At 38.8% G+C, this 15,357-nt stretch carries 15 protein-coding genes; 12 read left to right on the forward strand and 3 right to left on the reverse strand.

Going from position 1 to position 15,357, the window contains the following annotated elements:
* Window positions 1–8: 8 nt before the first annotated feature.
* Both pheT and AC27EF_RS10660 read left to right on the forward strand, forming a co-directional pair.
* Complete coding sequence (pheT, locus tag AC27EF_RS10655) at window positions 9–2,426, forward strand: phenylalanine--tRNA ligase subunit beta (protein WP_487110739.1); 2,418 nt, start codon at window positions 9–11, stop codon at window positions 2,424–2,426.
* 218 nt (window positions 2,427–2,644) lie between these two features.
* On the forward strand, window positions 2,645–4,342 hold the full coding sequence (locus AC27EF_RS10660; RefSeq protein ID WP_487110740.1) for an aryl-sulfate sulfotransferase: 1,698 nt from the start codon (window positions 2,645–2,647) through the stop codon (window positions 4,340–4,342).
* Between the two features lie 110 nt (window positions 4,343–4,452).
* Here AC27EF_RS10660 and AC27EF_RS10665 read toward each other — a convergent pair whose 3' ends face one another.
* The 3 genes from AC27EF_RS10665 to AC27EF_RS10675 are packed head-to-tail and all read right to left on the reverse strand — an operon-like array spanning window position 4,453 to window position 6,203.
* The gene (locus tag AC27EF_RS10665; RefSeq protein ID WP_487110741.1) at window positions 4,453–4,683 is read right to left on the reverse strand and encodes a hypothetical protein; all 231 of its coding nucleotides are present in this window, start codon (window positions 4,681–4,683) and stop codon (window positions 4,453–4,455) included.
* Window positions 4,667–5,812: a M56 family metallopeptidase gene (locus AC27EF_RS10670; RefSeq protein WP_487110742.1), complete on the reverse strand. Its 1,146-nt coding sequence runs from the start codon at window positions 5,810–5,812 to the stop codon at window positions 4,667–4,669. The genes AC27EF_RS10665 and AC27EF_RS10670 overlap by 17 nt, the downstream gene beginning before the upstream one ends.
* A 4-nt stretch (window positions 5,813–5,816) precedes the next feature.
* Complete coding sequence (locus tag AC27EF_RS10675; protein ID WP_487110743.1) at window positions 5,817–6,203, reverse strand: BlaI/MecI/CopY family transcriptional regulator; 387 nt, start codon at window positions 6,201–6,203, stop codon at window positions 5,817–5,819.
* A gap of 227 nt (window positions 6,204–6,430) precedes the next feature.
* Between AC27EF_RS10675 and AC27EF_RS10680 the strand changes: the two genes are divergently transcribed.
* From AC27EF_RS10680 to cmk, 10 genes are all read left to right on the forward strand, one after another.
* On the forward strand, window positions 6,431–7,264 hold the full coding sequence (locus tag AC27EF_RS10680; protein WP_487110744.1) for a DUF6973 domain-containing protein: 834 nt from the start codon (window positions 6,431–6,433) through the stop codon (window positions 7,262–7,264).
* Window positions 7,265–8,152, forward strand: coding sequence for a metallophosphoesterase (locus AC27EF_RS10685; RefSeq protein ID WP_487110745.1), 888 nt, complete (start codon window positions 7,265–7,267; stop codon window positions 8,150–8,152).
* A gap of 146 nt (window positions 8,153–8,298) precedes the next feature.
* A complete protein-coding gene (locus AC27EF_RS10690; RefSeq protein WP_487110746.1) occupies window positions 8,299–8,478 on the forward strand; it encodes an ATP-binding cassette domain-containing protein in 180 nt (59 codons plus the stop codon).
* 198 nt (window positions 8,479–8,676) lie between these two features.
* Window positions 8,677–9,306 (forward strand): hypothetical protein, encoded by a 630-nt coding sequence (locus AC27EF_RS10695; RefSeq protein ID WP_487110747.1) that lies wholly within the window; start codon window positions 8,677–8,679, stop codon window positions 9,304–9,306.
* A 75-nt stretch (window positions 9,307–9,381) separates the two neighbouring features.
* Window positions 9,382–9,864 (forward strand): Ig-like domain-containing protein, encoded by a 483-nt coding sequence (locus tag AC27EF_RS10700; protein ID WP_487110748.1) that lies wholly within the window; start codon window positions 9,382–9,384, stop codon window positions 9,862–9,864.
* Window positions 9,865–10,286: 422 nt separating this feature from the next.
* Window positions 10,287–11,312, forward strand: a complete 1,026-nt coding sequence (gene queA / locus AC27EF_RS10705) for a tRNA preQ1(34) S-adenosylmethionine ribosyltransferase-isomerase QueA (RefSeq protein WP_487110749.1) — start codon at window positions 10,287–10,289, stop codon at window positions 11,310–11,312.
* A gap of 76 nt (window positions 11,313–11,388) precedes the next feature.
* Window positions 11,389–12,390 carry an aldo/keto reductase gene (locus AC27EF_RS10710; protein ID WP_487110750.1) on the forward strand — a complete coding sequence of 334 codons (1,002 nt, stop codon included), beginning with the start codon at window positions 11,389–11,391 and terminating at the stop codon, window positions 12,388–12,390.
* 9 nt (window positions 12,391–12,399) lie between these two features.
* Complete coding sequence (locus AC27EF_RS10715; protein WP_487110751.1) at window positions 12,400–13,428, forward strand: Gfo/Idh/MocA family protein; 1,029 nt, start codon at window positions 12,400–12,402, stop codon at window positions 13,426–13,428.
* A 26-nt stretch (window positions 13,429–13,454) separates the two neighbouring features.
* Window positions 13,455–14,672, forward strand: a complete 1,218-nt coding sequence (locus AC27EF_RS10720; protein WP_487110752.1) for a BaiN/RdsA family NAD(P)/FAD-dependent oxidoreductase — start codon at window positions 13,455–13,457, stop codon at window positions 14,670–14,672.
* Window positions 14,673–14,684: 12 nt separating this feature from the next.
* A complete protein-coding gene (cmk, locus tag AC27EF_RS10725; protein WP_487110753.1) occupies window positions 14,685–15,347 on the forward strand; it encodes a (d)CMP kinase in 663 nt (220 codons plus the stop codon).
* Window positions 15,348–15,357 lie beyond the last annotated feature (10 nt).

Genomic DNA, 15,357 nt, shown 5'->3' on the forward strand with positions numbered 1-15,357 from the left:
AAAGAAAAATGGATACACCGATTTCATGGATTAAGGCGTATGTGCCGGATTTAGACTGCTCTGTGGAAGAGTATGCAGATAAAATGACATTATCAGGCTCTAACATGGAAAGCTATAAAAAATTAGATGAAAATCTGGAAAAAATTGTTGTTGGAAAAATTGAAACAATAGAAAAACATCCGGATGCGGATAAATTAATTGTCTGTCAGGTGAATGTGGGAACCGAGGTAGTTCAGATCGTAACCGGAGCTCCCAATGTATCAGAAGGAGATTTGGTTCCGGTGGTATTGGACGGAGGATGTGTTGCAGGCGGACATGATGGAGATAAAAATGAAAACGGAATCAAAATAAAAAAAGGAAAACTGCGCGGGGTGGAATCCTTTGGTATGATGTGTTCCATAGAAGAATTGGGAAGCACGAGAGATCTGTATCCGGAGGCACCGGAATATGGAATCTATATCTTTCAGAAAGAGGTGCAGCCGGGAGATGATGCGATAGAGGCTCTTGGTCTTCATGATGCAGTGGTAGAGTTTGAAATTACGTCCAATCGTGTTGACTGTTTCAGTATGGTTGGCATGGCAAGAGAAGCGGCGGCAACCTTCCGAAAAGATTTTTATCCTCCGGTTGTGACTGAGATAGGAAATGAAGAGGATGTCAGTGATTATATTAAAGTAACCGTGGAAGATGAAGAACTTTGTCCTAGATATACGGCAAGGGTGGTTAAAAACATCAAATTGCAGCCTTCCCCGGAGTGGATGCAGAGACGTTTATCTGCCATGGGAATTCGTCCGATTAATAATCTGGTGGATATTACCAACTATGTTATGGAAGAGTATGGACAGCCGATGCATGCCTATGATTTGGATACCATTGCCAATCGTGAAATTATTGTTCGTCGCGCCAAAGCAGGTGATAAGTTTGTAACCCTAGATGGAGAAGAGCGGACGATGGATGACTCCGTGCTGATGATCTGTGATGGAGAAAAGGAAATTGGAATTGCAGGTATCATGGGTGGCGAAAACTCAATGGTTACAGATCAGATTCAAACATTATTATTTGAAGCTGCTTGTTTTGATGGGACCAATATCCGTTTGTCTTCAAAGAAAATCGGGTTAAGAACAGATGCATCCGGAAAATTTGAAAAAGGTCTTGATCCTGAAAATACAATGGCTGCCATGAATCGTGCATGCCAGTTGATTGAGGAATTGGGAGCGGGAGAAGTTGTTGGCGGAGCGGTTGATGTATATCCTCATCCGGCAGAAGAAATACGCCTTCCACTGGAAGTTGATAAGATGAATGCCCTTCTTGGAACCAATGTGTCAGAAGAAGAAGTTTTAACATATTTTGATCGGCTCGGACTGGTTTATGAGAAGGAAACCAACCAGCTGATCATTCCGAGTTTCCGGCAGGATCTTCGTTGTATGGCAGATCTGGCGGAGGAAGTCGCAAGATTTTTCGGATATGATAACATTCCGATGACATTGCCGAGAGGTGAAGCAACTGCAGGGAAAAAGCCGTTTAAAATCCGTGTGGAGGATGTATGTCGTGACGCAGCAGAACAAAACGGTTTCTCCGGCGGCATGTCTTATTCCTTTGAAAGTCCGAAGGTTTTCGATAAATTGCTGTTTGCACAGGATGCGAAAGAACGGCAGGCAATTGAAATTTCCAATCCGTTGGGAGAAGATTTCAGCATTATGAGAACGGTTTCTTTAAATGGGATGTTAACCTCTTTGGCTTCCAATTTGGCGCATCGAAATACCAACGTAAGACTGTATGAGTTTGGAAATATTTATTTGCCAAAAGCATTGCCGCTTACAGAACTTCCGGAGGAAAGAATGCAGATGACACTGGGAATGTACGGGGATTGTGACTTTTTTACATTAAAAGGTGTGGTGGAAGACATTCTGAGTGCGCTAGGCTTAAAAGGACAGTCAGAATATGTTCCCACAGCAAGACATCCATTTCTTCATCCGGGGCGTCAGGCTGATATTTCCATTCAAGGGATGCAGGCTGCATATATGGGGCAGATTCATCCCGAGGTTATGGATAACTACGACATGAAGGGCGAAGTGTATGTCGCTGTCATTGATTTGCCGGTTCTTGTGGAAAAGGCAACGTTTGACCGAAAGTATGAGGGGGTTGCAAAATTCCCGGCAATGAAACGAGACCTGAGTATGGTTATGAAAAAAGAAATCTTTGTTGGTCAGTTAGAGCAAATTTTCAGAGATAAAGGCGGCAAGCTGTTGGAATCTTACGAGCTGTTTGATGTTTATGAAGGAAGTCAGATTGAAGAGGGCTATAAATCTGTGGCATATTCTTTGACCTTCCGGGCAAAAGACCGCACGTTGGAGGAGGCAGAGGTATCTAAGATCGTGGATAAGATTTTAAAAGAGCTGAAAAATCTGGGAATTGAACTTAGAGCATAAGAAAGAGATTGAAATCATGAAAAAGGGGAAATACTTTGGATAGTATTTCCTCTTTTTTGTAATAGCGATGAGTTAAAGTCTGGTCTTGACCGAGACCTTGGTGACTGCTTAAAATTCCCAAATATGCCTTTTGATACTTTCGGTGATTTCAAAAGAGTTGCAAATATTACGAAAATATGACATAATATTACAAAGATTACTTATTGGAGGATAAAAAAATGACGAATGTAAAAGACATTGTGGAAGGGGAGCGACAGAAAAAGCGGAGGAAACGGATAAAAATTTTAGTGTTTTTTGTAATTCTCCTTGTTGCGGCATCCTTTTTTGGAGTGCGGGCTTACCGGCATTATAAAGAAGAACAATTTTTTGCAAGTGTAAAGCAAAAAGAAATTAAGGTAACCCCAAAAACTGTAACCCATAAAGAACAGGATATTTTTACAGAGTCTTATCAAAAAGAAACAGACCGCCGACTGGCAACATGGAAAAAAGATAAAAAATATAGTTTTGACCATCCGTTAGTTGTGCAAAATGCTTATGGGACTTATACAACATCACTTTACTACTACGCAGAAACAGACAGGGCTTCTTATGCAGTCTGCACCATTGAAGCAGAAGATGTCGGAGCCAGTGTGTATAAACATCAGCTGAAAACACTATCCGGCGATAAATACGTAAAAAAGCATGAATATGAAATCATTGGGCTGGTGCCGGGAACAAAGAATAAAGTGACGTTGGAATTTTTCAATGAAGAGAAACGAGCTGTAGGAAAAACTCATTTTTATGTTACGATGCCCAAAGACGAAGAAATTCCGGCAATTCTTCAGAAAAATACCGGAGACAGCAAGGTAAAAATGACAGATGGGCTTTTTGCGCTCTTCGGGCATGATAAGGCAGATGTTTCCAATATTTATTTGTATGATAATAATGGCGTTGCCAGAGGAAGGATGCCTCTGAATAAATATCGCACCGACCGATTCTTATTTATTGACGATCAGATGGTGTACTCTTATGATTTTAATAAAATTGTCTTTACCAATCGTCTCGGACGCGTGACAAGAACCATTGATGTGGGGGATTATGAATTCCATCATGATTTTATGTATGATGAAAAGAATCAAAAAATTCTCTGTCTGGTAAATGATTTAAAGAAAGACACGATTGAAGATGTTGTGATTCAGGTTGATGTTAAGACAGGAAAAACATCACTGCTGTTTGATTGCGAGAAAATGCTTCCGCTTATGAGAAAGCTTGCGATTCAAAGAAAAGGCGGAAAGAATACTTATGGCGGAACAGAATTAGATTGGATTCATCTGAACTCATTTGACCTGGTTGACGATAACAGTCTGGTGTTAAGCAGCCGGGAACAAAGCGCCATCATTAAAGTAAAGAATATTTATACAAAACCGGAACTTGATTATATTATTCACAGAGGAACCATCTATAATGGAACAGAAACTGCAAAATATCAGTTAAAACGAGAGGGAGAATTGATACCAAATGCAGGACAGCATACAATCACGGTAGAACATGACGATTCTCTGTCAGATGGGCAATATTATTTGTATATGTTCAATAATTATTATGGACGGGCAGCATCCATTCCGACCTTTGACTGGGGAATGTATCCCAATGTGGGAAACTTTCAAAGTGGTACGTCTTATTATTCGAAGTTTTTGGTAGATGAAAAGAAAAGAACTTATAAACTTGCACAGCAGTTTGCGCTGCCGTATTCTGCCATCGTAAGCAGTGTGCAGCATCTTGGAGGAAATATTCCGTTTAGCAGTGGTATGAGCAAAACTTTCGGTGAGTATGATAAAGATGGAAAACTCATAAAATCCTTTGTCTATGAGGCAGATAAGTACTCATATCGAGTGATGAAATATGATTTCCAGGGAATGTTGTTTGCAGATAAATAAGACAACCGGATTTTAGCTTATCGCTATTATAAAAATCGGGACATCAATGATATAGAATCATTGATGTCCCGATTTTTATAGTTAAAATTTTCAGGATAAAGTATTAGTAATTAAGCGGGAATCCAGTCACAAATCCATTTTTGGGTGGAAATATTATATTTTCTTTTATAAAGTTTCCCGTTTATTGATTTATAACGCCAGACGATGATATCGCTTCTGGTTTCTGCTTCTGAGACTGTCGTTGGTGTCGCAGAATTTGATGGCTCTGCAGCAATAACAGATGTTGCAGAAAAGCAAAGAATAAGAAAAAATAATATAGAAAATTTAGTTAAATGTTTCATGTTGTTTTGCCTCCTTCTTGTTAGAGTATACTTTATATCCTGAAAAGCCATCTAAATTATCTAAAAAACAAGCATATTTTTCATCAACATACATATCATATCGCTGATCAGATCGTTTGATAAAAAAGGTATTTTCTTTGGTTGGTTCTGCGAAAGTAGTATTTTGTGTTTCTTTGTCGATGGAAGAAGGTTCAAAGACAAAGAGGATAGAGATTAGCAAAGAGGACAGAATAACCAAGGTATGAAATAACTGAATGACCTTGCTCTGTTGTATCTGTTCTGGATTTATAATCAAATGAAAACGTTGTTCCAGGCAGGAAAGATTGCCTTCTTGAAAGTGCAGAGTTGGAAGACATACAGCGGGACTTTTTGTAGTTGATTCCTTTAAGAGACTTTCCATATAAGACAGTTTTTCTGTTTCTTTCATATATTTGGTCAGATGCTGGTCGTTGACATATTCGCTGATATTTTTAATTTGTCTGCGCAGTAAATAACAAATCGGATTCCACCAGTAAACACATATAATAATTTCGCATAAAAAGCCTGTCCACAAATCATGATGAAAATAGTGATTCATTTCATGTTTTAAAATGTAATGTAATTCTTTATCCGAATAATTAATTCTGGGCAAAAAGATAACAGGATGAATGAGTCCGGCAATGGATGGAGTGCCAATATCCGGAATGTGAAAAACTTCCACTTGTTTTCTACAGTTGTTCTCCGCTAAGATTTTTGAGAGGATTTTCTGAATGTTAAAATCATCAATAGGTTTTAATCGACGGATCATCTTACGATAGCGGTACATTTTTTGAAAATAGAAAAATAAACGGAAGAAAGCCACGAGAGTAGTAGCAATAAAAAATATATTTCGGATTGGAATATGCAGAATTTCCATGTTGAATATATAAAAGATTGCCGGGAGAATTTTTTCAGAAGCAACGTTATATGTAAAGGAAAAGTTGCATGGAAAAAATAGCCGGATAATTGCGACTAAGCATCCGATATATAGGATTGAAGTTCCGCTGCGTAAAACAGTACCTTCTCTTGATAGAATAAATACCAAGTATAGAATTAGCAGAGAACTGAAAGCACAGCAGGTAAAAATAGAGCCATAAGATAAAGGCAACATAAAATTAACCCTCACTTTCCAGTTCTTTTTTGCGCTTATCTAATAAAGATTGTAAGCGGTCGATAACTTCTTCATCGGTTTCTTTTTCTATATATTGATATAGAATATTTGATGAGAGAAGATTTTTTACAACGCCGGATATATTTTCTGATGCATATTCATCGGCTGTCAGTGTCGGTTCATAACTTCTGGTTAAAACCTTACCGCTGTAAACAATATCGGCAACCCGAATATAATTCTTTTTTGTTAAAGCACGAATTGCAGACTGTACTGTGTTCAAATTTTGAGAAGGATCAACTTTTATGAAATCCGATGCAACCATAGGATGATTTGAATCCCATAAAATTTTCATAATATAAAGTTGTGAATCTGTTAATTTTTCTCGACGCATAAAGAGCCACCTCTTATAAATTATTTTTTTACATTAAAATCTTATTTTAAGTATAACACAAGAAAATAAAATTTGTTTGACATAACTATTTTAAATTAAAAAAGCTGTTGACAAGAAAATAAAAAAATAATATATTAATGACAGAGAAAATATAAAACATCAATAAAAATAAAAATGAAGAAAAAAATTTTGTTATAATTGGAATGATTTTAGTAGGGGCGGGAATTTTGTCTTTAAATTTGAAATGCACACATGTAATTAAGGCTAATACAATTTCTCAACAAACTTCTGATGTTTTGTTTCCTAATGAAGTAATAGATGAAGATCAGAATAATTTATACATTGAATTGAATAATAAATTAGTTGAGGCAATTACAAAATATGAAAACGAGGAAATATCAGAGAAAGAGTATATAAACATTTGTAATGAAATAAAATATAAAATAAATTCTCAAGTAGAGGTGAATCAATTAGAAAGTGATGAAAAAGAATATCAAGAGTATGAAAATGAGAAAACTTCTACTGATGCTTTAGTACGATCAGGTAGCTATACTGACGTTTTAAACAGATTAACAAGTGAAGAAATTAAGCTTTATTCAAGTCACCCAATAAAGGCAGCAAAAGCAAAAAGTTGTGCGGATCAAGCAGAATCTTCAGCTTCGAATAAATATAAAGCATATACACTGTGGCAAGGTAATGGTGATGCTTATCGACATGCATATTGGTCAGCACTTATGACGAAAAAAATTGATAGAGATTTTGCATACGATGTCGGATTAGCTCATGAGGGATTAAAGTCTGGATATAATTTTGATAAACAAAATGCAGATACGAAAATGGATATTTCAAATAATTACTCTGGACGAAAAATTGGGACTAGTAATAGTAGCAAATCGGATAGCACAATTTCTTCTGTTGTAAAATCTAATTGTAGTAATGGAAAACTTAAGCGTATTCGAACATATACTAGTTCAGCGGCTAAAAATGATAAAATTATTAATGGTGTTATGACTAGTTATGTAGGATATTATGTTGCTACTACATCAGGGGGATTGAAATAAATGAATGCAAGATATAGGCAAAATATCAGGATTACAAAAGTCTATAGAAAAATGATCCTAATAATCGTGCTTATTATTTTAGCAGTCCTATTTTGCTATTTTGAAAATAATGTATTAGTTACTTCGGAATATATATATACAACAAATAAAATTAATTCAGAGTTAAACGGCTATCGTGTTGTACAGATTTCGGATTTACACAATAAGGAATTTGGCAGAGAGAACGAAAAATTATTGAATAAAGTAGATGCGATGCATCCCGATATGATTGTTTTGACAGGAGATCTGGTGGACAGCAGTCATACAGATATTTCATCGGCTTTGAGATTTGTAAAAAAGGCGGTCAAGATTGCACCGACATATTATGTGACAGGAAATCATGAGTATGCGCTGTCCCAAAAAGAATATCAGACATTGAAAAAGGGCTTGAAAGCTGCCGGGGTCAGACAGTTAGATAATAAAGCGATGAAGATTTCAGATCATTTCTATCTGGCAGGAATCAGAGATCAGCGATTTGAAGATGATGGAGAACTTAGCCAATATACGGATGATTTTGAGACGGCATCGGATCAAGTGATCAAAGAGATACCGAAAAATGCCTTCAAAGTTCTTCTGGCACATGAACCTCAATGGCTGGATCGATATGCCAAGTCAGAAGTTGATGTTGTGTTGAGTGGGCATGCACACGGCGGGCAAATACGAATCCCTTTGACTAAAATCGGGCTTGTGGCCCCGGATCAGGGGTTGCTTCCGAAATACACTGCGGGAATATATAAGAAAAATAAAACAACAATGTATGTCAGCAGAGGACTTGGAAACAGTATTCTTCCGCAGAGGATTTTTAATCGGCCGGAAGTGGTTATGATTACATTAAAATATGCAAAATGATAGAGCATACAAGAGAGGGGAAAAATGTAAGAGTTGTTGGAGAAGGTAACATAAAACAATAGGAGAACAGTAATGTTAAAATGTAATCGTATTACAAAAGCTATCAAACAGGGATTCAGTCTGTAAAGGCAGTTTCTGATGTAACTTTGGAGTTTTTTAGAGGGATTCATATGATCAAAGGAAAGAGTGGTTCAGGGAAGACCACTCTTTTTCGCATGTTAGGAGGTCTCTGTCCTCCAGATGAAGGACAGGTGTTTTTTTCAGAAAAATGCACTGTATTTGTTAAGCGAGGAAGAGCAGACAAAGATCAGAAGAGAAAACTTTAGTTTCAGGAGCAGAAGTTATATTTGCAGATGAACCAACTGGAAATTTGGATTATGAATCGAGTATTCAGATTATGAATATTTTTCGGAAAATAAAAGAAGAAAAAATAATTTTGATAGTAACACATGATTTAGAATTGTTGAAGTTTGCGGATAAGGTATACCATATGGATGATGGAATGATACAGGAGCAGAGATAAAATGAAAATGATGACAGGAATCGTCTGGAAATTTATAAAAAATAAGAAAAACTGGAATGTGTTTTTGATAACACTATTTTCTGTTTTATTTGCCAGTGTACTCTTGACTAATGGTATTTTTACGTCTACTCAATATTCTTTGTTTCAGCTGAAAAAAACAGAACATGGAGCATGGCATGGGGCATTTTATCAGGTAAATCCCAAACTTATAGAGCAACAGTCGAAAGAAGAGATAAAAGAGGGCGGTTGGATTGGTGTTTTAGGAACTTATATGATAAAAAGGCAACGAGAAAAGGTGACGGCAGGATTTTTTGATAAAAGCGCATGTAAAATAGGGTGTATAAGGCTTCAATCAGGGAGAATGCCGGAACGAGAAACTGAGATCGCTGTAGAAAAGAGTAAATTAAGAAAACTGGGATCTCAAATAAAACTGGGAGATCAGGTGATCTTGAAATCAGGAAGTGGAATTGAAAAGACATATACGATTTGTGGAATTATTAAGGATTATACAGGTAGCTGGGATGTACCAGAGAATCTGATAGATGGAGAAAATACTCTGCCAGATGGATATACTTATAAAATTGTCTATACTTCTGAGCGTACAGAGACTGGTGGCAAGCCATTTGACTAGAAATATATAATTATTAAAAAGTATACAGGATCAAAAGAGGCTGTTTCAATTCCCAAAAAACTCAGTGGACTTCCTGTGAAAATAATAGGAAAAGCAGCTTTTCGAAATAATAAGAACCTTAAAACAGTCAAAATTTCAGATATTATTACAAAAGTTGAAAAAGGAGCATTCAGCGGCTGTAAGGCAAAGATCGTAAAGCCTTCTTATCTGAAAAAGCAAAAAGACGGTTCCTATGAGGCAAAAGCTTTTGTGAAGATACCGGGAAGAAAGAAAAAAGTATCCTACAAGGCATCAAAAGTGACCAAGATCAAGGGAACCAGAAATGTGACAGTAAGGAAAAATAAGAAGAAAAAGATTTACACAAGTGTATATTATGCCGGAAAGCGAAAAACAGGATTCTTAGATTATTCTATTTTAAAGTTCACTTCGTCTAATAAGAAAGTTGCGACGGTATCAAAATATGGAAATATCAAAGGGATTAAGAAAGGTACGGCAACGATCACAGTCAAATTGCGTACCACAGGAAAAGGTTACCGAATGAAAGTTAAGGTAAGATAGAGAGTGGTTCGGAAGTGACTATTTTAAATTAAAATAGTTGTTGGTTTTAAAATAGAAAAGTAATAAGATGAAATAGGGGAAAATTCAGATAGGATTACAAAAGCTGAAAAGGGAGCGTTCAGTGGATGTAAAGAAAAGATCGTGAAACTTTCCTGTCTGAAAAAGTAAAAAGGTGATCGGATGAAGGTCAGGATGAGTGTCTTCTCTGATGAAGTAAAGGGTTTAGGAAACAATAAGATATAAGATACATGGTGAAGGAGATGTCCGAGTAAGGGCATCTCCTTTATTATAATAGCGATAAGCCAAAGTCCGGGCCTGCCCGTGACCTTGGCGACCGCAATCCTTCAAAGATTGAAGTTCATGGTACTTCGTGGTATACTACAAAAAGCAAAATGACAGAGATAGAAGGGATACCAATTAAGATGAAAGTATCAGATTTTACATTTGATTTGCCGGAAGAATTGATTGCGCAGGACCCATTGGAGGACCGCTCAAGTTCAAAACTCCTGACATTAGATAAGAAAACGGGAGAGATCCGACATGATATTTTTAAAAATATTCCAGAATATTTAAGACCGGGGGATTGTCTTGTTTTAAACAATACAAAAGTAATTCCTGCCAGGCTGATTGGAGCAAAAGAAGAAACCGGGGGAAAAGTTGAAGTTCTGCTTCTTAAAAGGAAACAGGATAATGTATGGGAGACTTTGGTAAAACCGGGGAAAAAGGTCCGCCCGGGTGCAAGAATTTCCTTTGGCAATGGCATGCTTACAGGAGAAGTTTTAGAGGTGGTGGAAGAAGGAAACCGGCTGATTCGTTTTGAATATGAGGGGATTTTCGAGGAAGTATTGGATCGCCTTGGGCAGATGCCTTTGCCTCCATATATTACACATCAGTTGAAAGATAAAAACCGTTATCAGACCGTCTATGCAAAGTATGACGGATCTGCGGCAGCGCCGACCGCCGGACTGCATTTTACCAAAGAGCTGTTGAAAGAAATTGAGGAAATGGGGATAAAAATTGCTTACGTAACGCTTCATGTGGGTCTTGGAACATTTCGTCCGGTGAAGGTGGAGGACGTTTTGGAACATCATATGCATTCGGAGTTTTATCGAATTGAGGAAGAAGACGCGCGCAAAATCAACGAGACAAAGGCTGCAGGCGGGAGAGTTATTTCCGTTGGAACAACGAGCACCAGAACTCTGGAATCCGTAGCACAAGATGATGGAACCGTTCAGGCAAAAAGCGGCTGGACCGATATATTTATCTATCCGGGATATCGGTTTAAGGTAATTGATGGACTGATTACAAACTTTCATCTTCCGGAGTCAACGCTTTTAATGTTAGTGTCCGCTCTGGCAGGGAGAGAACATATTTTGAATGCCTATGAAGTTGCCGTCAAAGAGCGGTATCGATTTTTCTCCTTTGGAGATGCTATGCTGATTCTATAAGGGAGAAAGTCTGAAGGATATGATGTCAAATTAGATAGCTTGTGAAATGAAAGCAGAAAGAAGTGAAGGAAGAATCATGAAAGAAAGAATCGAAATCGGAAAAAGCGGAATCAAAGTACCATTTTTAGGAATGGGTACATGGGCAATTGGCGGCGGAAGCTGGTGGGGAGATAATGATGATCAATTATCGGCTGAGACCATTCAAAGAGCTGTGGATTCCGGAATTGTTTGGATTGACACAGCTCCGGTTTATGGACTTTATCATAGCGAAGAGGTTGTAGGCAGAGCTTTAAAGGGCAGAAGAGAGCAGGTTGTTCTTTCCACAAAATGTGCACTGGAATGGCGTCACGAAACGCCGGTGTTTCATAAAGAAGTAGACGGTACCAGAGTATATCGCGATCTTTCTAAGAAGAGTATCATCGAGGATGTAGAGCACAGCCTGCGAAATTTGAAGACCGATTACATTGATGTTCTTTACACCCATTGGCAGACAACCGATACCATACTTTATCCGGTGGAAGAGACAATGGATGCGCTGATGACCTTAAAGAAACAAGGAAAAATTCGTGCGATCGGTGCCTCAAATGTATCCGAAGAAAATATTCGGGAGTATTGTAAATACGGACAATTGGATGTCATTCAGGAAAAATACAGCATTGCCGCAAGAGATATTGAAAAAGAGCTTTTGCCGGTTTGTAAGGAATTGGGTGTTTCGATTCAGGCATATTCTCCTTTGGAGCAGGGGCTGCTGACCGGAAAATTTACATTGGATACAACATTTCCCAGAGGCGATGTGAGAAATCATAATCCATCTTTTCTTCCGGAACGAAGAAAAGCAATTTTAGATATTTTAAGCAATTGGGAGCCGTATCTCAGGAAATATGAATGTACTTACAGCAACCTTGTCATTGCACTGACTGCACAAATGATCGACGGACTTCATGTGCTGGGAGGAGCCAGAAAACCGGAACAGATGGAAGAGAATGTAAAGGCCATGCAGCTGGAATTAGAAGAGGAAGACCTTTGCAGAATGAAGCAGGATATTGAAATTTTAAACAAAAGCGAGGGAAAAAATTAGGAGGTATTTATGAAGCTGGCGTTGATTGGTACAGGAAAAATTATAGAAGATGCGCTGTTTGCAATGGAGCCGATTGATCAGATTGAGAAGACGGCAATTTTTGCAAGACCGCACAGCGTTGAGAAGGCGAAGAACTTTGCAGAACAGTATAAGATTTCGGAAATTTATACAGACTATGAGAAGTTGTTAAAAGAAACTTCTGCAGATACTGTATATATTGGCTTGATAAACAGCGCTCATTATCCCTATGCAAGGCAGGCGCTGCTTGGCGGCAAACATGTCATCCTCGAAAAACCGTTTACCGGCTTTTATGAACAGGCAAAAGAATTACAGGAAATCGCCGGAGAGAAAGGGCTGTTTATTTTTGAAGCGGTCACAGTACTGCACAATGCGGTGTTTGATCAAATGAAGAAGAATGTGAAAAAGCTCGGAAAGATCCGAATGGTTCTTTGCAATTATTCTCAATATTCCAGCAGATATGATCACTATCTGGAGGGAGAGATTGCACATGCTTTTGATCCTCAGTATTATGGCGGAGCTTTATATGATATCAATGTTTATAATATCCATTACTGTGTGGGCTTGTTTGGAAGACCGAAAGATGTGGATTATTATCCGAATATCGGACCGAACGGCGTGGATACATCCGGAACTCTGGTACTTTCTTATGAGGGATTTAGCGCTGTCTGTACCGGAACAAAGGATTCTGACAGCCCGGGCTATATTTCGATTCAGGGAGAAAAAGGGTGGATGAAAATTGACAGCAAGCCGAATATTGCGTCTGAACTTACAACGACTTATGCAGATCAAAATGTAAAAGAGAAGATAAAGGATGCTGCAGGCGCGATGGTGAGGGCGATGATAACGGAAACGTATCAGGCGCCGCAAACGCATCATCGAATGACACAGGAATTTACAGATTTTGCAAAAGTGATTGATGCAAAAGACGATCAGGCGGCTTTAGAATATTTGGAAGAAACGGTGATTGTGATTGAGATTTTAGAAAAAGCACGCAAAAAAGCAGGAATTGAATTTTAGGTAAAACGGCGTAAAAGGAATCATTTATGAAAGTAATCGTAATCGGGGGCGGTGCCGCCGGCATGATGGCTGCCTATCAGGCGGCAGAGAAAGGGGATCAGGTTCTCCTATTTGAAAAGAATGAAAAATTAGGGAAGAAATTGTTTATCACAGGAAAAGGGCGATGCAATGTCACAAATGCATGTGAAATTCAGGAGCTGCTGGAACATGTTGTGACCAACAAAGAATTTCTGTACAGTGGATTTTATGGTTTTTCCAACGATATGGTGCAGGAATTTTTTGAAGAGCTGGGATGTCCGCTGAAGATAGAGCGAGGAAACCGTGTGTTTCCAGTATCAGATCATTCGTCGGATGTGATTGGAGCTTTGGAAAGAGGTCTAAAAAAACAAAGCGTAAAGCTTTATCTCAATGCCGCAGTGAAAAAATTGTGGATTCAGAATGGGATGATACAGGGCGTTTGTCTGAAATCTGGAGATGTGGTGAAGGCAGAGAAAGTCATTGTCGCGACAGGGGGAATGTCCTATCCGGCGACCGGGTCTACCGGTGACGGATATGCTTTTGCCAAAACAGCAGGACACCGTGTAACAAAGCTGACGCCGGCGTTGGTTCCGTTTCAGATCCAGGAGCTTTTCTGTAGGCAGTTGATGGGGCTGTCTCTTAGAAATGTCAAAGTTCGTTTGACGGCAGACGGAAAAAAGGTGTATGAGGACTTCGGAGAAATGCTGTTTACACATTTTGGGATTAGCGGTCCCGTAGTTTTAAGTGCCAGCAGCTATCTTGGAAAATATCAGGGAAAAAAGCTGAAGTTTCAGATTGATTTAAAACCGGCGCTTTCAAAAGAACAGCTGGATCAGAGAGTTTTGAAAGATTTCCAAAAAGTTTTGAATAAGGAATTTCAAAATGCGTTGGATCGGCTGCTGCCTAGAAAACTAATTCCGGTTATGATAGAATTATCAGAAATTCCAAGTCATAAAAAGGTACATGAAATCACAAGGCAGGAAAGAGCCCGTCTGGTTTCCTGCATGAAACAGATGGAGCTTACCGTAACCGGAGTTCGTGGATTTAAAGAAGCGATTATTACCCAGGGCGGTGTAGATGTCAAAGAAATTGATCCGGGAACCATGGAATCAAAGAAAATCAAAGGATTATATTTTGCAGGAGAGGTGCTGGATTTAGATGCAGTGACGGGAGGGTTCAATCTCCAAATTGCATGGTCCACCGGATATCTTGCAGGAAGGAACTAGGAGGAAAGAAAGATGTATAGTATTGCCATTGACGGACCGGCAGGAGCAGGAAAAAGTACAATTGCAAAGACCATTGCCAGAAAATTAAAATTTGTCTATGTGGATACAGGAGCCATGTACCGTGCCATGGCCCTCTATTTTATTCGCAGCGGGGTGGACGGTACAGACGAAGAGGCCGTAAATCGAATGTGCCCGGATATTCATGTAAGCATTTCCTATGAGAATGGAGTACAGCAGGTATTGTTAAACCATGAAAATGTGACAGGACTCATCCGGACAGAGGAGGTCGGAAATATGGCGTCTCGAACATCTGCCTATGAAGCTGTTCGGGCAGCCTTATTGGATCTGCAAAGAGATTTGGCAAAAACATCTAATATTTTAATGGATGGAAGAGACATTGGAACCAATGTACTCCCCAATGCAGATTTGAAAATTTATCTGACGGCATCTTCCAAAGTTCGCGCAATGCGCCGATATAAGGAGCTGCTGGAAAAAGGAGTGGAAGCGGATCTTGACCGGATCGAAGAGGATATTATCATTCGTGACCGACAGGATATGGAAAGAGAGATTGCGCCGCTTCGCAAAGCAGAAGATGCAGTTCTGGTAGATTCTTCCCACATGACGATTGATCAGGTTGTAGATACGATTATCAAGGAATTTGAAAAAATAAAATAGCGGAGGATCT

It is taken from the genome of Anaerostipes stercorihominis (assembly GCF_057535655.1).

Coding starts and splice junctions, on each gene's coding strand:
- pheT (WP_487110739.1), top strand. CDS start 9: ATGGATACACCGATTTCATGGATTAAGGCGTATGTGCCGGATTTAGAC.
- AC27EF_RS10715 (WP_487110751.1), top strand. CDS start 12,400: ATGAAGCTGGCGTTGATTGGTACAGGAAAAATTATAGAAGATGCGCTG.
- AC27EF_RS10685 (WP_487110745.1), top strand. CDS start 7,265: ATGAATGCAAGATATAGGCAAAATATCAGGATTACAAAAGTCTATAGA.
- AC27EF_RS10675 (WP_487110743.1), bottom strand. CDS start 6,203: ATGCGTCGAGAAAAATTAACAGATTCACAACTTTATATTATGAAAATT.
- AC27EF_RS10670 (WP_487110742.1), bottom strand. CDS start 5,812: ATGTTGCCTTTATCTTATGGCTCTATTTTTACCTGCTGTGCTTTCAGT.
- AC27EF_RS10710 (WP_487110750.1), top strand. CDS start 11,389: ATGAAAGAAAGAATCGAAATCGGAAAAAGCGGAATCAAAGTACCATTT.
- AC27EF_RS10720 (WP_487110752.1), top strand. CDS start 13,455: ATGAAAGTAATCGTAATCGGGGGCGGTGCCGCCGGCATGATGGCTGCC.
- cmk (WP_487110753.1), top strand. CDS start 14,685: ATGTATAGTATTGCCATTGACGGACCGGCAGGAGCAGGAAAAAGTACA.
- queA (WP_487110749.1), top strand. CDS start 10,287: ATGAAAGTATCAGATTTTACATTTGATTTGCCGGAAGAATTGATTGCG.
- AC27EF_RS10695 (WP_487110747.1), top strand. CDS start 8,677: ATGAAAATGATGACAGGAATCGTCTGGAAATTTATAAAAAATAAGAAA.
- AC27EF_RS10665 (WP_487110741.1), bottom strand. CDS start 4,683: ATGAAACATTTAACTAAATTTTCTATATTATTTTTTCTTATTCTTTGC.
- AC27EF_RS10660 (WP_487110740.1), top strand. CDS start 2,645: ATGACGAATGTAAAAGACATTGTGGAAGGGGAGCGACAGAAAAAGCGG.